The 17,875-nt window shown below is 56.2% G+C and carries 31 protein-coding genes; all 31 read right to left on the bottom strand.

Features of this window, described 5'->3' with window-relative positions:
- Positions 1–73 precede the first annotated feature (73 nt).
- On the bottom strand, positions 74–460 hold the full coding sequence (gene rplQ, locus DV532_RS02530) for a 50S ribosomal protein L17 (RefSeq protein ID WP_003255451.1): 387 nt from the start codon (positions 458–460) through the stop codon (positions 74–76).
- Between the two features lie 42 nt (positions 461–502).
- Positions 503–1,504: a DNA-directed RNA polymerase subunit alpha gene (gene rpoA, locus DV532_RS02525; protein ID WP_003255452.1), complete on the bottom strand. Its 1,002-nt coding sequence runs from the start codon at positions 1,502–1,504 to the stop codon at positions 503–505.
- A gap of 22 nt (positions 1,505–1,526) precedes the next feature.
- On the bottom strand, positions 1,527–2,147 hold the full coding sequence (gene rpsD, locus DV532_RS02520) for a 30S ribosomal protein S4 (protein ID WP_012270238.1): 621 nt from the start codon (positions 2,145–2,147) through the stop codon (positions 1,527–1,529).
- Positions 2,148–2,162: 15 nt separating this feature from the next.
- Entirely contained in the window at positions 2,163–2,552 is a 390-nt protein-coding gene (rpsK, locus tag DV532_RS02515; RefSeq protein ID WP_003255454.1) for a 30S ribosomal protein S11, read from the bottom strand.
- An 18-nt stretch (positions 2,553–2,570) separates the two neighbouring features.
- Entirely contained in the window at positions 2,571–2,927 is a 357-nt protein-coding gene (gene rpsM, locus DV532_RS02510) for a 30S ribosomal protein S13 (protein WP_003255457.1), read from the bottom strand.
- A 131-nt stretch (positions 2,928–3,058) separates the two neighbouring features.
- Positions 3,059–3,175, bottom strand: a complete 117-nt coding sequence (gene rpmJ / locus DV532_RS02505; protein WP_002555468.1) for a 50S ribosomal protein L36 — start codon at positions 3,173–3,175, stop codon at positions 3,059–3,061.
- A 28-nt stretch (positions 3,176–3,203) separates the two neighbouring features.
- Positions 3,204–4,535, bottom strand: a complete 1,332-nt coding sequence (gene secY, locus DV532_RS02500; protein ID WP_003257108.1) for a preprotein translocase subunit SecY — start codon at positions 4,533–4,535, stop codon at positions 3,204–3,206.
- The gene (gene rplO, locus DV532_RS02495) at positions 4,536–4,970 is read right to left on the bottom strand and encodes a 50S ribosomal protein L15 (RefSeq protein ID WP_003255461.1); all 435 of its coding nucleotides are present in this window, start codon (positions 4,968–4,970) and stop codon (positions 4,536–4,538) included. It lies immediately after the preceding gene.
- A 3-nt stretch (positions 4,971–4,973) separates the two neighbouring features.
- On the bottom strand, positions 4,974–5,150 hold the full coding sequence (rpmD, locus tag DV532_RS02490; RefSeq protein WP_016393393.1) for a 50S ribosomal protein L30: 177 nt from the start codon (positions 5,148–5,150) through the stop codon (positions 4,974–4,976).
- A 2-nt stretch (positions 5,151–5,152) separates the two neighbouring features.
- The gene (gene rpsE / locus DV532_RS02485) at positions 5,153–5,653 is read right to left on the bottom strand and encodes a 30S ribosomal protein S5 (protein ID WP_003255465.1); all 501 of its coding nucleotides are present in this window, start codon (positions 5,651–5,653) and stop codon (positions 5,153–5,155) included.
- 3 nt (positions 5,654–5,656) lie between these two features.
- Positions 5,657–6,007 (bottom strand): 50S ribosomal protein L18, encoded by a 351-nt coding sequence (gene rplR, locus DV532_RS02480; protein WP_003255467.1) that lies wholly within the window; start codon positions 6,005–6,007, stop codon positions 5,657–5,659.
- 10 nt (positions 6,008–6,017) lie between these two features.
- Positions 6,018–6,551, bottom strand: coding sequence for a 50S ribosomal protein L6 (gene rplF / locus DV532_RS02475; protein ID WP_003255469.1), 534 nt, complete (start codon positions 6,549–6,551; stop codon positions 6,018–6,020).
- Between the two features lie 12 nt (positions 6,552–6,563).
- On the bottom strand, positions 6,564–6,956 hold the full coding sequence (gene rpsH / locus DV532_RS02470; protein ID WP_003255471.1) for a 30S ribosomal protein S8: 393 nt from the start codon (positions 6,954–6,956) through the stop codon (positions 6,564–6,566).
- 209 nt (positions 6,957–7,165) lie between these two features.
- Positions 7,166–7,471, bottom strand: a complete 306-nt coding sequence (rpsN, locus tag DV532_RS02465) for a 30S ribosomal protein S14 (protein WP_008089807.1) — start codon at positions 7,469–7,471, stop codon at positions 7,166–7,168.
- 13 nt (positions 7,472–7,484) lie between these two features.
- Positions 7,485–8,024 (bottom strand): 50S ribosomal protein L5, encoded by a 540-nt coding sequence (gene rplE, locus DV532_RS02460; RefSeq protein WP_003255474.1) that lies wholly within the window; start codon positions 8,022–8,024, stop codon positions 7,485–7,487.
- 20 nt (positions 8,025–8,044) lie between these two features.
- On the bottom strand, positions 8,045–8,359 hold the full coding sequence (gene rplX / locus DV532_RS02455; RefSeq protein ID WP_003255476.1) for a 50S ribosomal protein L24: 315 nt from the start codon (positions 8,357–8,359) through the stop codon (positions 8,045–8,047).
- An 11-nt stretch (positions 8,360–8,370) separates the two neighbouring features.
- Entirely contained in the window at positions 8,371–8,739 is a 369-nt protein-coding gene (gene rplN / locus DV532_RS02450; protein WP_002555479.1) for a 50S ribosomal protein L14, read from the bottom strand.
- A 23-nt stretch (positions 8,740–8,762) separates the two neighbouring features.
- Positions 8,763–9,029, bottom strand: coding sequence for a 30S ribosomal protein S17 (gene rpsQ / locus DV532_RS02445; RefSeq protein WP_003255478.1), 267 nt, complete (start codon positions 9,027–9,029; stop codon positions 8,763–8,765).
- A gap of 2 nt (positions 9,030–9,031) precedes the next feature.
- Positions 9,032–9,223: a 50S ribosomal protein L29 gene (gene rpmC, locus DV532_RS02440; protein WP_002555481.1), complete on the bottom strand. Its 192-nt coding sequence runs from the start codon at positions 9,221–9,223 to the stop codon at positions 9,032–9,034.
- A complete protein-coding gene (gene rplP / locus DV532_RS02435) occupies positions 9,223–9,636 on the bottom strand; it encodes a 50S ribosomal protein L16 (RefSeq protein ID WP_003255479.1) in 414 nt (137 codons plus the stop codon). The genes rpmC and rplP overlap by 1 nt, the downstream gene beginning before the upstream one ends.
- A gap of 12 nt (positions 9,637–9,648) precedes the next feature.
- Positions 9,649–10,335 carry a 30S ribosomal protein S3 gene (rpsC, locus tag DV532_RS02430; protein ID WP_003255481.1) on the bottom strand — a complete coding sequence of 229 codons (687 nt, stop codon included), beginning with the start codon at positions 10,333–10,335 and terminating at the stop codon, positions 9,649–9,651.
- A 13-nt stretch (positions 10,336–10,348) separates the two neighbouring features.
- Positions 10,349–10,681, bottom strand: coding sequence for a 50S ribosomal protein L22 (gene rplV / locus DV532_RS02425; protein WP_003103908.1), 333 nt, complete (start codon positions 10,679–10,681; stop codon positions 10,349–10,351).
- Between the two features lie 11 nt (positions 10,682–10,692).
- The gene (gene rpsS / locus DV532_RS02420) at positions 10,693–10,968 is read right to left on the bottom strand and encodes a 30S ribosomal protein S19 (protein WP_003255482.1); all 276 of its coding nucleotides are present in this window, start codon (positions 10,966–10,968) and stop codon (positions 10,693–10,695) included.
- A 16-nt stretch (positions 10,969–10,984) separates the two neighbouring features.
- Complete coding sequence (gene rplB, locus DV532_RS02415) at positions 10,985–11,809, bottom strand: 50S ribosomal protein L2 (RefSeq protein ID WP_003255483.1); 825 nt, start codon at positions 11,807–11,809, stop codon at positions 10,985–10,987.
- Between the two features lie 14 nt (positions 11,810–11,823).
- A complete protein-coding gene (gene rplW, locus DV532_RS02410; RefSeq protein WP_056806904.1) occupies positions 11,824–12,123 on the bottom strand; it encodes a 50S ribosomal protein L23 in 300 nt (99 codons plus the stop codon).
- A complete protein-coding gene (gene rplD / locus DV532_RS02405; protein WP_003255485.1) occupies positions 12,120–12,722 on the bottom strand; it encodes a 50S ribosomal protein L4 in 603 nt (200 codons plus the stop codon). Before rplD ends, rplW begins: the two co-directional genes overlap by 4 nt.
- 12 nt (positions 12,723–12,734) lie before the next feature.
- Complete coding sequence (gene rplC / locus DV532_RS02400) at positions 12,735–13,370, bottom strand: 50S ribosomal protein L3 (RefSeq protein WP_056806901.1); 636 nt, start codon at positions 13,368–13,370, stop codon at positions 12,735–12,737.
- Positions 13,371–13,450: 80 nt separating this feature from the next.
- Positions 13,451–13,762 (bottom strand): 30S ribosomal protein S10, encoded by a 312-nt coding sequence (gene rpsJ, locus DV532_RS02395; protein ID WP_003186070.1) that lies wholly within the window; start codon positions 13,760–13,762, stop codon positions 13,451–13,453.
- A 142-nt stretch (positions 13,763–13,904) separates the two neighbouring features.
- Positions 13,905–15,098 (bottom strand): elongation factor Tu, encoded by a 1,194-nt coding sequence (tuf, locus tag DV532_RS02390; RefSeq protein WP_003255489.1) that lies wholly within the window; start codon positions 15,096–15,098, stop codon positions 13,905–13,907.
- Between the two features lie 27 nt (positions 15,099–15,125).
- On the bottom strand, positions 15,126–17,273 hold the full coding sequence (gene fusA / locus DV532_RS02385) for an elongation factor G (RefSeq protein ID WP_056797520.1): 2,148 nt from the start codon (positions 17,271–17,273) through the stop codon (positions 15,126–15,128).
- A 30-nt stretch (positions 17,274–17,303) separates the two neighbouring features.
- The gene (rpsG, locus tag DV532_RS02380; protein WP_003246741.1) at positions 17,304–17,774 is read right to left on the bottom strand and encodes a 30S ribosomal protein S7; all 471 of its coding nucleotides are present in this window, start codon (positions 17,772–17,774) and stop codon (positions 17,304–17,306) included.
- Positions 17,775–17,875 lie beyond the last annotated feature (101 nt).

Raw genomic sequence — 17,875 nt, 5'->3', positions numbered from 1 at the left:
ATAGAAATAAACAATACATAAACAAACAAAAAACCGGGCACTAGGCCCGGTTTTTTGTAGCAGACAGAACGTCTTACTCGGCAGCTTCTACAGCACCACCGACTGGACGATCAACCAGCTCGACATACGCCATAGGCGCGTTGTCGCCAGCGCGGAAACCGCACTTCAGGATGCGCAGGTAGCCGCCCTGACGGGTGGCGTAACGCTTGCCCAGGTCGTTGAACAGTTTGCCAACAGCGGACTTCGAACGGGTACGATCGAAGGCCAGACGACGGTTAGCAACGCTGTCTTCCTTGGCCAGGGTGATCAGCGGCTCGGCAACGCGGCGCAGTTCCTTGGCTTTCGGCAGGGTGGTTTTGATCAGCTCGTGCTCGATCAGCGACACTGCCATGTTCTGGAACATAGCCTTGCGGTGAGAGCTGGTGCGGCTCAGGTGACGTCCACTTTTACGATGACGCATGATTCATTCCTTACCAAACACTACGTTCGGTGATTACGACGATCAGGCGGTCGCCTTGTCGTCTTTCTTAAGACTTGCAGGCGGCCAGTTGTCGAGGCGCATGCCGAGAGACAGACCACGAGAGGCCAGCACGTCCTTGATTTCAGTCAGGGACTTCTTACCCAGGTTAGGAGTCTTCAACAGCTCTACTTCGGTACGCTGAATCAGGTCGCCGATGTAGTAGATGTTCTCCGCCTTGAGGCAGTTGGCCGAACGTACAGTCAGTTCCAGGTCGTCAACCGGACGCAGCAGGATCGGATCGATCTCGTCTTCCTGCTCGACTACGACAGGCTCGCTGTCACCCTTGAGGTCGACGAACGCGGCCAGCTGCTGTTGCAGGATGGTCGCAGCGCGGCGGATAGCCTCTTCAGGATCCAGGGTGCCGTTGGTTTCCAGATCAATGACCAGCTTGTCCAAGTTGGTACGCTGCTCAACACGGGCGTTCTCGACCACATAGGCGATACGACGCACCGGGCTGAACGAAGCGTCCAACTGCAGACGGCCAATGCTACGGCTTTCGTCTTCGTCGGTTTGACGGGAGTCGGCCGGCTCGTAACCACGACCACGAGCTACAGTGAGCTTCATGTTCAGGGCGCCGTTCGACGCCAGGTTCGCGATTACGTGATCGGGGTTGACGATCTCGACATCGTGATCCAGCTGAATATCGGCAGCGGTAACCACCCCCGAACCCTTTTTCGACAAGGTCAGCGTAACTTCGTCACGACCGTGCAGTTTGATAGCCAGGCCTTTCAGGTTCAACAGGATTTCAATTACGTCTTCCTGAACACCTTCGATCGCGGAGTACTCATGGAGTACGCCATCGATCTCGGCCTCGACTACTGCACAGCCAGGCATGGAGGACAACAGGATGCGGCGCAGCGCGTTGCCCAGGGTATGGCCGAAACCACGCTCGAGAGGCTCGAGCGTGATCTTAGCGCGGGTCGGACTGACTACCTGCACATCAATATGGCGGGGAGTCAGGAACTCATTTACCGAAATCTGCATGGATGCACCTATTTTCTAGCCCTTACTTGGAGTAGAGCTCGACAATCAGGTTTTCGTTGATGTCGGCAGACAGGTCGCTGCGAGCAGGAACGTTCTTGAAAACGCCCGACTTTTTAGCAGCATCCACGTCAACCCACTCAACGCGGCCACGCTGGGCGCACAGTTCAAGGGCTTGAACAATGCGCAGCTGAGCCAACGACTTCTCGCGGACCGCGACCACGTCACCCGGACGAACTTGGTAGGATGGAATGTTTACAGTCTTACCGTTGACGCTGATCGCTTTGTGCGAAACCAGCTGACGCGACTCGGAACGAGTCGAGCCGAAGCCCATACGGTAAACGACGTTATCCAGACGGCACTCGAGCAGTTGCAGCAGGTTCTCACCAGTTGCGCCTTTTTTCGAGGCTGCAGCTTGGTAGTAACCGCGGAACTGACGCTCCAGAACACCGTAGATACGACGGACTTTTTGTTTCTCACGCAGCTGGGTGCCGTAGTCGGACTGACGGCCACGGCGCTGGCCGTGGATACCTGGGGCTGCTTCGATGTTGCACTTCGATTCCAGAGCGCGAACGCCGCTCTTCAGGAACAGATCGGTGCCTTCACGACGAGACAGTTTGCATTTTGGACCAATGTAACGTGCCATTCTTCTGTCTCCTGATTACACGCGACGCTTCTTCGGCGGACGGCACCCGTTATGCGGGATTGGCGTCACGTCGGTGATGCTGGCGATCTTGTAGCCGCAGCTGTTCAATGCACGAACGGCGGACTCACGACCTGGACCTGGACCCTTGACGTTGACGTCGAGGTTCTTCAGACCGTATTCCAGCGCAGCTTGACCAGCACGCTCAGCAGCAATCTGAGCTGCGAACGGGGTGGATTTGCGCGAACCACGGAAACCCGAACCACCGGAGGTCGCCCAGGACAAAGCATTGCCCTGACGGTCGGTGATGGTCACGATGGTGTTGTTGAAAGACGCATGGATGTGGGCGATGCCATCAACCACTGTCTTTTTGACTTTCTTACGAGGACGAGCAGCAGGTTTTGCCATGTCTATATTCCTGGGCGGTTACTTGCGGATCGGCTTACGCGGGCCCTTACGGGTGCGTGCGTTGGTCTTGGTGCGCTGACCGCGAACCGGCAGACCTTTACGATGACGCAGGCCGCGGTAGCAACCCAGGTCCATCAAGCGCTTGATCTTCATGTTGATGTCACGACGCAGGTCACCTTCAGTGGTGAACTTCGCGACTTCGCCACGCAGGGTTTCGATTTGCTCGTCGCTCAGATCCTTGATCTTAGCGGCTGGGTTTACACCAGCGTCTGCACAGATCTTCTGTGCAGTTGTGCGACCGACACCATAGATGTAGGTCAGCGAGATAACAGTATGCTTGTTATCTGGAATGTTGACGCCTGCAATACGGGCCATTCAGTGGGACTCCAATTGACAGCTACCTACGCCCCGGAAGCCAAGAAATAGGGCGCGAGATAATATCGCTGTAGAAACGAATAATCAACCCAGCAGCACACTAGCTGCTGGGTTTGAAGCGCAGATCACACTCAGCCTTGGCGCTGTTTGTGACGCGGTTCCGCGCTGCAGATCACTCGTACGACGCCTTCGCGACGGATGATCTTGCAGTTACGGCACAGCTTTTTCACCGATGCACGAACTTTCATTACCGACTCCTCGAACCTTAGGGGCGTATCAGCGCAGCAAACCGCTGCCACCGTAGCCTTTCAGGTTGGCTTTCTTCATCAGGGATTCGTACTGGTGCGAAACGAGGTGCGATTGTACTTGGGACATGAAGTCCATCACAACCACTACCACAATCAGCAACGAGGTCCCGCCAAGGTAGAACGGCACATTTGCTGCCACCACCAGGAACTGGGGCAGAAGGCAGACGGCCATCATGTAAAGAGCACCGAACATGGTCAAACGAGTCAGAACGCCATCAATGTAGCGTGCCGACTGCTCACCAGGACGGATACCCGGAATAAAGGCACCGGACTTCTTCAGGTTTTCCGCTACGTCTTTCGGGTTGAACATCAGCGCTGTGTAGAAGAAGCAGAAGAAAATGATCCCTGCACTAAACAGCAAAATGTTCAACGGCTGACCAGGAGCGATCGACTGCGAGATGTCCTGCAGCCAGCCCATACCTTCGGACTGACCGAACCAGGCACCCAGCGAAGCCGGGAACAGCAGAATGCTGCTCGCGAAAATGGCCGGGATGACCCCCGCCATGTTCACTTTCAGCGGCAAGTGGCTAGTCTGCGCAGCGAAGACCTTGCGGCCCTGCTGACGCTTGGCGTAGTGAACGGCGATACGACGCTGACCACGCTCAATGAACACCACGAAACCGATAATCGCTACTGCCAGCAAACCGATTGCGACCAGGGCGAAAATGTTGATATCGCCTGTGCGTGCAGACTCGAAAGACTGCCCGATTGCTCTCGGAAGACCGGCAACGATACCTGCGAAGATCAACATCGAGATACCGTTGCCCACACCGCGCTCGGTGATCTGTTCGCCCAGCCACATCATGAACATCGCGCCAGCCACGAAGGTGGAGACGGCGACGACATGGAAGCCCAGGCCCACAGAAAACGCCACGCCCTGGTTGGCCAGGCCAATGGACATGCCAATGGCTTGAACCAGTGCCAGGATAACGGTGCCGTAGCGGGTGTACTGGCTGATCTTGCGACGGCCAGCTTCACCTTCCTTCTTCAACTGCTCCAGTTGCGGGCTGACCGCCGTCATCAGCTGCATGATGATCGATGCCGAAATGTACGGCATGATCCCCAGTGCAAAGATGCTCATGCGCTCAAGCGCGCCACCGGAAAACATGTTGAACAAGCTAAGAATGGTCCCCTCATTCTGCCGAAACAGATCCGCCAGACGGTCTGGATTGATGCCAGGAACCGGGATATGCGCACCTATCCGATAGACGATGATCGCCATGAACAGAAAGCGCAGACGAGCCCAGAGTTCCGACATCCCGCCCTTACCGAGCGAAGAGAGAGCACCTTGCTTAGCCATTTATTCCTCGAATTTGCCGCCAGCTGCTTCGATAGCCGCACGCGCACCCTTGGTGGCTGCGATGCCCTTGATGGTGACTGCGCGAGTAACTTCGCCAGACAGCATGATTTTCACACGCTGAATGTGCTGGTTGATCACGTTGGCATCCTTCAGGGACTGCACGGAGATCACGTCGCCTTCCACTTTGGCCAGCTCGGACAGACGCACTTCGGCGCGATCCATGGCTTTCAGGGAAACGAAGCCGAACTTCGGCAGACGACGGTGCAGCGGCTGTTGACCGCCTTCGAAGCCCGGAGCGATCGAACCACCCGAACGGGAGGTCTGACCTTTGTGACCACGGCCGCCAGTCTTACCCAGACCGCTACCGATACCACGACCCGGACGATGCTTTTCGCGACGGGAACCCGGCGCTGGACTCAGATCATTGAGTTTCATCGATTAACCCTCGACGCGCAGCATGTAGTAAGCCTTGTTGATCATCCCGCGATTCTCGGGAGTATCCTGGACTTCTACAGTGTGACCGATGCGACGCAGACCCAGGCCCTTAACACACAGTTTGTGGTTAGGCAGACGGCCCGAGACGCTCTTGATCAGCGTTACTTTTACGGTTGCCATGATCAGAAGATCTCCTCAACGCTCTTGCCGCGCTTGGCAGCAATGGATTCAGGAGATTGCATGGCTTTCAGACCCTTGAAGGTGGCGTAAACCACGTTCACTGGGTTGGTCGAACCGTAGCACTTGGCCAGGACGTTCTGAACACCAGCAACTTCCAGGACAGCACGCATGGCGCCACCGGCGATGATACCGGTACCTTCCGAGGCAGGCTGCATGTAAACCTTCGAGGCGCCGTGGGCGGCCTTGGTGGCGTACTGCAGGGTGGTGCCCTTCAGGTCAACCTGGATCATGTTGCGGCGAGCAGCTTCCATGGCTTTCTGGATCGCAGCAGGTACTTCGCGCGATTTGCCACGGCCGAAGCCGACACGACCTTTACCATCACCAACCACGGTCAACGCGGTGAAAGTGAAGATACGGCCGCCTTTTACGGTCTTGGCAACGCGGTTAACCTGAACCAGCTTCTCGATGTAGCCTTCGTCGCGCTTTTGATCGTTATTTGCCATAACTTAGAACTCCAGCCCGCCTTCACGAGCAGCATCAGCCAGCGCTTTGACGCGGCCATGGTACTTGAAGCCGGAACGGTCAAAGGCAACTTGAGATACACCGGCGGCTTTCGCACGCTCAGCTACCAGCTTGCCAACCTTAGTGGCCGCGTCGATGTTGCCAGTGGCGCCATCACGCAGGTCTTTGTCCAAGGTCGAGGCGCTTGCCAGAACCTTGCTGCCGTCGGCCGAAATGACCTGGGCGTAGATGTGCTGCGAGGAGCGGAACACGCACAGGCGCACGACTTCGAGTTCGTGCATCTTGAGACGTGCTTTGCGAGCGCGACGCAGTCGAATAACTTTTTTGTCGGTCATTTACTAGGCCCTACTTCTTCTTGGCTTCTTTACGACGGACTACTTCGTCCGCGTAACGCACACCTTTGCCTTTGTAAGGCTCTGGTGGACGGAAGTCGCGGATTTCAGCGGCCACCTGACCTACCAGTTGCTTATCGATACCCTTGATCAGGATGTCGGTCTGGCTAGGCGTTTCAGCGGTGATACCGGCTGGCAGTTCGTAGTCCACTGGGTGAGAGAAGCCCAGGGCCAGGTTCAGGACGGTGCCTTTAGCCTGTGCCTTGTAACCAACACCGACCAGCTGGAGCTTACGCTCGAAGCCTTGGCTTACGCCTTGGACCATGTTGTTGACCAGAGCACGGGTAGTACCGGCCATGGCACGAGCTTGCTGGTCACCATTGCGAGCGACGAAACGCAGCTCACCAGACTCTTCGGTAACTTCAACAGACGAGTGAACGTTCAGTTCGAGAGTGCCTTTGGCACCCTTCACCGAAAGCTGCTGGCCGGCGAATTTAACTTCGACACCGGATGGCAGCTTAACGGGGTTCTTAGCGACGCGAGACATGTCTATCCCCCCTTAGAACACTGTGCACAGAACTTCGCCGCCGACACCGGCAGCGCGCGCAGCGCGATCAGTCATCACACCTTTGTTGGTGGAGACGATAGACACGCCCAGACCGCCACGAACTTTCGGCAGATCAGTGACGGCCTTGTACTGGCGCAGGCCTGGACGGCTGGAGCGCTTCAGTTCCTCGATGACCGGACGGCCCTCGAAGTACTTCAGTTCGATCGACAGGGAAGGCTTGGCCTCACCAGTTACCTGGTAGCCAGCGATGTAACCTTCGTCCTTCAGAACTTTGGCAACCGCGACCTTCAGGGTAGACGAAGGCATGCTTACGACGGACTTTTCAGCCATCTGGGCATTACGGATGCGAGTTAGCATGTCCGCTAACGGGTCCTGCATACTCATGGGCTAGATGCTCCTGATACAAGAATTATTAGCCTTGCGGCTATGACAACCACCTAAGCGGATTGGGTAAAAAACCCGGGCTCAGGTGAGCCGGTCATTCTAGACACAAGGCAGAAACGAAACAAGCCCCATATAGGGGCTTGTTTGTTGGCGAGGTCACCGGCGGTCGGAAGATTGCTCCCCTTCCACCGGGATCACACCGGCAGCGCTTACCAGGAGGCCTTGACCAGACCTGGTACGTCACCGCGCATTGCAGCTTGACGCAGCATGTTACGGCCCAGGCCGAACTTACGGTATACACCGTGAGGACGACCGGTCAGGCGGCAACGGTTGCGCAGACGCGCAGCGCTGGCATCACGTGGCTGCTTCTGCAGGGCGACAACGGCAGCGAAACGCTCTTCTGGAGAGGCATTTACGTTGACGATGGTCGCTTTCAGCTCAGCACGCTTCTTAGCGAACTTGGCTACCGTGAGCTGACGCTTCAGCTCGCGGTTTTTCATGCTCTTCTTGGCCATTTTCCTACTCCAATCAGTTGCGGAACGGGAACTTGAAAGCACGCAGCAGAGCGCGGCCTTCGTCGTCCGAACGAGCAGTGGTGGTCAGGGTGATGTCCAAACCGCGCAGAGCATCGATCTTGTCGTAATCGATTTCCGGGAAGATGATCTGCTCTTTCACGCCCATGCTGTAGTTGCCACGGCCATCGAAGGACTTGGCATTCAGGCCGCGGAAGTCGCGAACCCGAGGCAGGGAGATCGCCAGCAGGCGGTCCAGGAATTCGTACATCTTGTCGCTACGCAGGGTCACCTTGACGCCGATCGGCCATCCTTCGCGGACTTTGAAGCCAGCGATGGATTTGCGAGCGAAAGTCACGACCGGCTTTTGACCGGTGATCTTTTCCAGGTCAGCTACAGCGTGCTCGATGACTTTTTTGTCGCCGATCGCTTCGCCCAGACCCATGTTCAGGGTGATTTTGGTAACGCGCGGAACTTCCATCACGTTCGACAGCTTAAGTTCTTCCTTAAGCTTAGGAGCGATTTCGTTCCGGTAAATCTCTTTCAGTCGTGCCATGGTCTTCTACCTAGCAGTGTTCAAGCATCAACCGCTTTTTGGGTCGACTTGAAGACACGAATTTTCTTACCGTCTTCTACTTTGAAACCAACGCGGTCAGCCTTGTTGGTTTCGCCGTTGAAGATGGCAACGTTGGAAGCGTGCAGAGGCGCTTCTTTCTCGACGATACCGCCCTGAACGCCCGCCATCGGGTTAGGCTTGGTATGACGCTTAACCAGGTTCACGCCACCGATAACCAGACGGTCATCAGCCAGAACCTTCAGCACCTTACCGCGCTTACCTTTGTCTTTGCCGGCGATCACGATGATCTCGTCGTCACGACGAATCTTTTGCATGTCGGATCTCCTTACAGCACTTCAGGGGCGAGCGAGACGATCTTCATGAACTTCTCAGTACGAAGTTCACGGGTCACTGGCCCGAAGATGCGAGTGCCGATCGGCTCTTGCTTGTTGTTCAGCAGAACAGCAGCGTTGCCGTCGAAACGAATGATGGAACCGTCAGCGCGACGTACACCGTGACGGGTACGAACGACAACAGCAGTCATCACCTGGCCTTTTTTGACCTTACCGCGCGGAATTGCTTCCTTGACGGTTACTTTGATGATGTCACCGATGCCAGCGTAACGGCGGTGCGAACCACCGAGTACCTTGATGCACATGACGCGACGAGCGCCGCTGTTATCGGCCACATCGAGCATGGATTGAGTCTGAATCATAAAATTTCTCCGACCCCTAGCCCTTAGACTTCAACAGCGCGTTCGAGGACTTCAACCAGTGCCCAGGACTTGGTCTTGGCCAGCGGACGGGTTTCACGGATGGAAACCTTGTCGCCGATCTTGCACTGGTTGGCTTCGTCGTGCGCGTGCAGCTTAGTCGAACGCTTAACGTATTTACCGTAGATCGGGTGCTTTACGCGACGCTCGATCAGAACGGTGATGGTCTTGTCCATTTTGTCGCTGACGACACGGCCAGTCAGCGTACGGACGGTTTTTTCAGCTTCAGCCATGATCACTTACCTGCCTGCTGGTTGAGCACAGTTTTCACGCGAGCGATGTCACGCTTAACTTGCGAGAGCAGGTGCGACTGCCCCAACTGGCCAGTTGCTTTCTGCATACGCAGATTGAACTGGTCGCGCAGCAAGCCGAGCAGTTGCTCGTTCAGTTGCTGTGCCGATTTTTCACGAAGTTCATTCGCTTTCATCACATCACCGTCCGCTTAACAAAGGAGGTGGCGAGAGGCAGCTTTGCAGCAGCCAGGGCGAAAGCTTCGCGCGCCAGCTCTTCAGAAACACCCTCGATCTCGTACAGGACTTTGCCTGGCTGGATCTGGGCAACCCAGTATTCCACGGAGCCCTTACCTTTACCCATACGAACCTCAAGAGGCTTCTTGGAGATCGGCTTGTCCGGGAACACACGGATCCAGATCTTACCGCCACGCTTTACGTGACGGGTCAGCGCACGACGTGCGGACTCGATCTGGCGAGCGGTGAGGCGACCGCGAGCAACAGCTTTCAGGGCGAATTCGCCGAAGCTGACTTTGCTACCGCGCAGTGCCAGACCACGGTTGTGGCCAGTCATCTGCTTGCGGAATTTTGTACGCTTTGGTTGCAACATTTGGCGTACCCCTTACTTAGCAGCTTTTTTACGAGGCGCTGGTGCTTGTGGTTTCAGTTCTTCTTGGCGACCACCAATAACTTCGCCTTTGAAGATCCAAACCTTCACACCGATCACACCGTAAGTGGTGTGAGCTTCGTAGGTGTTGTAGTCGATATCGGCACGCAGGGTGTGCAGAGGCACACGACCTTCGCGATACCACTCGGTACGAGCAATCTCAGCACCGCCGAGACGACCGCTCACCTGGATCTTGATGCCCTTGGCACCAATACGCATGGCGTTCTGTACGGCGCGCTTCATAGCACGACGGAACATTACGCGGCGCTCCAGCTGCTGAGCTACGCTCTGCGCAACCAGCATAGCGTCGAGTTCCGGCTTGCGGATCTCTTCGATGTTGATGTGCACAGGCACACCCATCTGCTTGGTCAGGTCCTGACGCAGCTTCTCGACATCCTCACCTTTCTTCCCGATAACGATACCTGGACGAGCGGTGTGGATGGTGATGCGTGCAGTTTGAGCCGGACGATGAATATCGATACGGCTTACGGACGCGCTTTTTAGTTTGTCTTGGAGGTACTCACGCGTTTTCAGATCCTTCAACAGGTAATCTGCGTAAGTAGCACCGTCTGCGTACCAGACGGAGGTGTGCTCCTTGACGATTCCCAGGCGAATGCCAGTGGGATGTACTTTCTGACCCATCTGATCGACTCCGTTACTTGTCCGCAACCTTGACAGTGATATGGCAAGACCGCTTGACGATGCGATCAGCACGGCCTTTGGCACGTGGCATGATGCGCTTCAGCGAACGCCCTTCGTTGACGAAAACGGTGGAGACCTTCAGGTCATCAACGTCTGCGCCTTCGTTGTGTTCGGCGTTGGCTACGGCCGACTCGAGGACTTTCTTCATGATTTCAGCGGCTTTTTTGCTGCTGAAGGCCAACAGGTTGAGCGCTTCGCCCACCTTCTTCCCGCGGATCTGGTCGGCGACCAAGCGGGCTTTCTGGGCGGAGATGCGAGCGCCCGACAACTTAGCGGCTACTTCCATTTCCTTACCCCTTAACGCTTGGCTTTCTTGTCAGCCACGTGCCCGCGATAGGTGCGGGTACCGGCGAACTCGCCCAGTTTGTGGCCGACCATGTCTTCGTTCACGAGAACTGGAACATGCTGGCGACCGTTGTGAACCGCGATGGTCAGACCGACCATTTGTGGCAGGATCATCGAGCGACGCGACCAGGTTTTAACTGGCTTGCGATCGTTCTTCTCCACCGCCACTTCGACCTTCTTCAGCAGGTGAAGATCGATAAAAGGACCTTTTTTCAGAGAACGTGGCACTGTCGTATCCCTCTAGTTACTTGCGACGACGGACGATCATGTTGTCGGTACGCTTATTACCACGGGTTTTAGCACCCTTGGTTGGGAAGCCCCATGGCGATACCGGATGACGACCACCGGAGGTACGACCTTCACCACCACCATGTGGGTGGTCAACCGGGTTCATGGCAACACCACGAACGGTTGGGCGAACGCCGCGCCAGCGTTTGGCACCAGCTTTACCCAGCGAACGCAGGCTGTGCTCGGAGTTCGAGACTTCGCCCAGGGTCGCACGGCACTCAGCCAGGACTTTACGCATTTCACCAGAGCGCAGACGCAGGGTCACGTAGACACCTTCGCGGGCGATCAGCTGAGCCGAAGCACCAGCGGAACGAGCGATCTGAGCACCTTTACCCGGCTTCAGTTCGATGCCGTGAATGGTGCTACCTACTGGAATGTTGCGCAGCTGCAGGGAGTTACCGGCCTTGATTGGGGCCAGGGCACCTGCGATCAGCTGGTCGCCAGCACTCACGCCTTTAGGGGCGATGATGTAGCGGCGCTCACCGTCTGCGTAGCACAGCAGGGCGATGTGAGCAGTACGGTTTGGATCGTATTCGATACGCTCGACAGTGGCTGGAATGCCATCTTTGTCGTTGCGACGGAAGTCGACCAGACGGTAATGCTGCTTATGACCACCACCAACGTGACGAGTGGTAATGCGGCCATTGTTGTTACGACCACCAGACTTCGATTTTTTCTCGATCAGCGGTGCGTGAGGAGCGCCTTTGTGCAGCTCCTTGTTGACCACCTTGACCACGAAACGGCGGCCAGGGGAAGTCGGTTTGCATTTAACGATTGCCATGATGCACCCCTTCCTTACTCAGCACTGCTGCTGAAATCGAGATCTTGGCCTGGCTGAAGGGAGACGATCGCCTTCTTCCAGTCATTACGCTTGCCCAGACCACGTGCGGTACGCTTGGATTTACCCAGAACGTTAACAGTCGACACGTTTTCAACTTTTACGTTGAACAGGCCTTCGACAGCTTTCTTGATTTCCAGCTTGGTTGCATCGGTAGCAACCTTGAATACGAACTGGCCTTTCTTCTCAGCCAGAACGGTAGCCTTCTCGGAAACGTGCGGGCCAAGGAGGACTTTAAATACGCGTTCCTGGTTCATCCCAGCAGCTCCTCGAATTTCTTCACGGCCGAGACAGTGATCAACACTTTCTCGTATGCGATCAGACTGACCGGGTCGGAACCTTGTACATCACGTACGTCGACGTGCGGCAGGTTACGAGCAGCCAGGTACAGGTTCTGATCAACAGCGTCGGAAACGATCAATACATCGCTCAGACCCATGCCGTTCAGCTTGTTCAGCAGATCTTTGGTTTTCGGTGCTTCAACAGCGAAGTCCTGAACCACGACCAGACGGTCGCTACGCACGAGCTCAGCGAGGATGGAGCGCAGTGCTGCGCGGTACATCTTCTTGTTGAGCTTTTGCGAGTGATCTTGAGGGCGAGCTGCGAAGGTTACACCACCGCCACGCCAGATCGGACCACGAGTGGTACCAGCACGAGCACGGCCAGTACCCTTCTGACGCCATGGGCGCTTACCGCCACCAGCCACGTCGGAACGGGTCTTTTGCTGCTTGGTGCCCTGACGGCCGCCGGCCATGTAGGCCACGACTGCTTGGTGAACCAGCGTCTCGTTGAATTCGCCACCGAAAGTCAGTTCGGAAACTTCGATCGCCTGAGCGTCATTTACATTAAGTTGCATGTCAGTTTCCCCTTAACCGCGAGCCTTGACAGCTGGACGTACAACCACGTCGCCGCCAGTAGCGCCAGGAACGGCACCCTTGATCAGCAGCAGGTTGCGTTCAGCGTCTACGCGAACTACTTCCAGGGACTGAACAGTCACGCGCTCGGCGCCCATGTGACCGGACATTTTCTTGCCCTTGAACACACGACCAGGAGTCTGGCACTGGCCGATGGAACCAGGAACACGGTGCGACACGGAGTTACCGTGGGTGTTGTCCTGACCACGGAAGTTCCAGCGCTTGATGGTACCGGCGAAGCCTTTACCTTTGGACTGACCAGTAACGTCAACCAGCTGGCCTGCAGCGAAGAGTTCAGCTTTGATCAGATCGCCAGCCTGGAAATCGCCTTCTTCAAGACGGAACTCCCAAACACCGCGACCAGCGGCAACGTTGGCCTTAGCGAAGTGGCCTGCCTGAGCGGCAGTCACACGCGAAGCACGACGCTCGCCGACAGTGACTTGCACTGCACGGTAGCCATCGGTTTCTTCAGTTTTGAACTGGGTGACGCGATTCGGCTCGATCTCAATGACCGTGACCGGAATGGAGACACCTTCTTCGGTGAAAATGCGGGTCATACCGCACTTGCGACCGATTACACCAATAGTCATGTTGTAAACCTCATGAGTGTACGGGGCTTTCACCCGCTATGGCCGCCCATTTCAGAGCGTTACACGACTAGACCGAAGTCTTAGCCGAGGCTGATCTGTACTTCCACACCTGCCGCCAGATCAAGCTTCATCAGCGCGTCAACGGTTTTATCCGTTGGCTGGACGATGTCCAGAACACGCTTGTGAGTACGAATCTCGTACTGGTCACGCGCGTCTTTGTTGACGTGCGGGGAAACCAGAACGGTGAAACGCTCTTTGCGGGTAGGCAGTGGAATTGGACCACGCACTTGTGCACCAGTACGTTTCGCGGTTTCCACGATTTCCTGGGTGGATTGGTCGATCAGGCGATGGTCGAAAGCCTTCAACCTGATACGGATTTGCTGATTTTGCATTGGATTTCAGACTCCAGGCTGTTCCCAACGGACGCACTACGCCCGCTAAAAGGAGGCGTGATTCTATAGACGCCCCCATTTAGTGTCAACCCAATAAAAAAAACCCCCGCTGAGCGGGGGTCTTTTTCAATCGGTCGAGTGATTACTCGATGATTTTGGCGACAACGCCGGCGCCGACGGTACGACCGCCTTCACGGATAGCGAAGCGCAGACCGTCTTCCATTGCGATGGTCTTGATCAGGGTAACAGTCATCTGAATGTTGTCACCTGGCATTACCATTTCAACGCCTTCCGGCAGTTCGCAGTTACCGGTCACGTCAGTGGTACGGAAGTAGAACTGAGGACGGTAGCCTTTGAAGAACGGAGTGTGACGGCCGCCTTCTTCCTTCGACAGGACGTAGACTTCTGCGGTGAACTTGGTGTGCGGCTTGACCGAACCTGGCTTGACCAGAACCTGACCACGCTCAACGTCGTCACGCTTGGTACCACGCAGCAGGACGCCGCAGTTCTCGCCAGCACGACCTTCGTCCAGCAGCTTGCGGAACATCTCAACGCCGGTGCAGGTGGTGGTGGTGGTGTCACGCAGACCAACGATTTCCAGCGGATCTTGAACGCGGACGATACCACGCTCGATACGACCGGTAACAACGGTACCACGACCCGAGATCGAGAATACGTCTTCGATCGGCATCAGGAACGGCTGGTCGATGGCACGAACTGGCTCAGGAATGTAGCTGTCCAGAGTCTCTACCAGCTTCTTAACAGCGGTAGTGCCCATTTCGTTGTCGTCTTTGCCTTCCAGGGCCATACGCGCCGAACCGATGATGATCGGGGTGTCGTCGCCTGGGAAGTCATAGGTGGACAGCAGGTCGCGAACTTCCATCTCGACCAGTTCCAGCAGCTCAGCGTCGTCTACCAGGTCAGCCTTGTTCAGGAAGACCACGATGTACGGAACGCCAACCTGACGGGACAGCAGGATGTGCTCACGGGTTTGTGGCATCGGACCATCGGCGGCCGAGCAAACCAGGATCGCGCCGTCCATCTGGGCAGCACCGGTGATCATGTTCTTCACGTAGTCAGCGTGACCTGGGCAGTCAACGTGAGCGTAGTGACGAATGGTCGAGTTGTACTCAACGTGAGCGGTGTTGATGGTGATACCGCGCGCTTTTTCTTCCGGAGCCGAGTCGATCTTGTCGAACTCAACGATTGCCGAACCGAAAACTTCGGAGCAAACGCGAGTCAGAGCTGCGGTCAGAGTGGTCTTACCGTGGTCAACGTGGCCGATGGTGCCGACGTTAACGTGGGGAAGGGAACGATCAAATTTTTCTTTAGCCACGACAGTGAACCTCTTGCCTAAAGGGGATTAGCCTTGTTTTTTAACGAGTGCTTCGACGATGTTCGACGGAGCTTCGGCGTATTTGGAGAATTCCATGGAGTAGCTTGCGCGACCCTGAGACATGGAACGAACGTCGGTTGCGTAACCGAACATTTCTCCGAGCGGAACTTCAGCGCGGACGACACGGCCAGAGACCGATTCATCCATACCCTGGACCAGACCACGACGACGGTTCAGGTCACCCATCACGTCACCCAGGTAGTCTTCCGGGGTTACAACTTCAACCTTCATGATCGGCTCGAGAACCACGCCACCGCCCTTCTGGGCCAGTTGCTTGGTCGCCATCGAAGCGGCGATTTTGAACGCCATTTCGTTGGAGTCGACGTCGTGGTACGAACCGTCGAATACCGATGCCTTCAGGCCGATCAGAGGATAGCCGGCAACTACGCCGTTCTTCATCTGCTCTTCGATACCCTTCTGGATCGCAGGGATGTATTCCTTAGGAATCACACCACCAACGACTTCGTTGGAGAACACCAGACCTTCGGTGATGTTGCCCTTCTCGTCCTGATCTGGCTCCGAGAAACGGATCCAGCAGTGACCGAACTGACCACGACCGCCCGACTGACGAACGAACTTGCCTTCGATCTCGACGTTGGACTTGGTGATCTTCTCGCGGTACGAAACCTGCGGCTTGCCGATGTTGGCCTCGACGTTGAACTCGCGCTTCATGCGGTCAACGAGGATGTCCAGGTGCAGCTCACCCATACCGGAGATGATGGTCTGACCGGTTTCTTCATCGGTCTTGACGCGGAACGACGGGTCTTCCTGAGCCAGCTTGCCCAGTGCGATACCCATCTTTTCCTGGTCCTGCTTGGTTTTCGGCTCTACGGAGAGCGAAATCACAGGCTCAGGGAAGTCCATACGCTCAAGGATGATCGGCTTGTCGGCGTTGCACAGGGTGTCACCGGTGGTGACGTCCTTCATGCCGATCAGAGCAGCGATGTCGCCTGCACGTACTTCCTTGATTTCTTCACGCTGGTTGGCGTGCATCTGCACCATACGACCAACGCGCTCTTTCTTGCCCTTGACCGAGTTGATGACGGAGTCACCGGAGGTCAGGAAGCCCGAATAAACGCGAACGAAGGTCAGAGTACCTACGAACGGGTCGGTGGCAATCTTGAACGCCAGAGCCGAGAACGGCTCGTCGTCGCTTGCGTGACGCTCGTCGAACTGCTCAGGCTTGACTTCGTCCTTCGGCACGTCGATCAGGTCAGGGTGAATACCCTTGATCGCCGGGATCTCGGTCGGAGCAGGCAGGAAGTCGATGACGGCGTCCAGAACCAGGGGAACACCCTTGTTCTTGAACGACGAACCGCAGACAGCCGGAACGATCTCGCTGGCCAGGGTGCGCGCGCGCAGACCGGCTTTGATTTCTTCGACGGTCAGCTCTTCGCCTTCCAGGTACTTGTTCATCAGCTCTTCGCTGGACTCGGCAGCAGCTTCCACCATGTTCGAGCGCCATTCGTTGGCCAGCTCGATCATATCCGCAGGAATTTCTTCCTCACGATAGGTGGTGCCTTTGTCGTCGTCGTTCCAGTAGATAGCCTTCATCTTGATCAGGTCGACCTGACCCTGGAAGTTATCTTCGGAACCGATAGCCAGCTGAACCGGGACCGGGGTGTGACCCAGACGGTTCTTGATCTGACCAACAACGCGCAGGAAGTTGGCACCAGCACGGTCCATCTTGTTCACGTAGACAACACGTGGAACGCCGTACTTGTTGGCCTGACGCCATACGGTTTCGGACTGCGGCTCAACGCCGGAGGTACCGCAGAATACGACGACCGCGCCGTCGAGTACACGCAGCGAACGCTCAACTTCAATGGTGAAGTCAACGTGGCCGGGGGTATCGATGACGTTTACGCGGTAGTTGTCGTACTGACCACGGGAACCCTGCCAGAAGGTGGTAACGGCAGCGGAGGTAATGGTAATACCCCGCTCCTGCTCCTGCACCATCCAGTCGGTGGTCGCGGCGCCGTCATGCACCTCGCCCATTTTGTGGCTCAGACCTGTGTAGAACAGGATCCGCTCGGTAGTGGTGGTCTTGCCCGCGTCAACGTGAGCACAGATACCAATGTTACGGTAGCGGTTAATTGCTGTAGTACGAGCCATAAAGCCCTCGCAAAATGATTGATGCTTGAATTAGAAGCGGTAGTGCGAGAACGCTTTGTTGGCTTCAGCCATACGGTGAACGTCTTCACGCTTCTTGACTGCAGCACCTTTGCCTTCAGCAGCATCCAGCAGTTCACCGGCTAGACGCAGAGCCATCGACTTCTCGCCGCGCTTGCGGGCGTAGTCTACGAGCCAGCGCATTGCCAGAGCGTTACGACGGGATGGACGAACTTCAACCGGAACCTGGTAAGTGGCACCGCCGACACGACGGGACTTTACTTCGACCAGCGGAGCGATGGCGTCGAGAGCTTTCTCGAAGATTTCCAGGGGGTCGCTGTTCTTGCGTGCTTTGACGGTATCCAGGGCACCGTAAACGATGCGCTCGGCTACAGCCTTCTTGCCGCTTTCCATCACGTGGTTCATGAACTTGGCGAGGATTTGGGATCCGTATTTAGGATCGTCCAGAATCTCACGTTTTGCTGCTACACGACGTCTTGGCATGATAAGCCCTCAAACGGTCTTCAGGTTAGCCCGGGACTTGGGTCTTCGACCCCCGCCCGACCTTACTCTTATCGACTCAAAAAAATGATTGTCTGCAAACG

The organism is Pseudomonas sp. Leaf58 (assembly GCF_003627215.1).
Taxonomy (GTDB): domain Bacteria; phylum Pseudomonadota; class Gammaproteobacteria; order Pseudomonadales; family Pseudomonadaceae; genus Aquipseudomonas.
The sequence above is the reverse complement of the archived record's forward strand: the minus strand, read 5'-3'. Positions and strand labels throughout refer to the sequence as shown.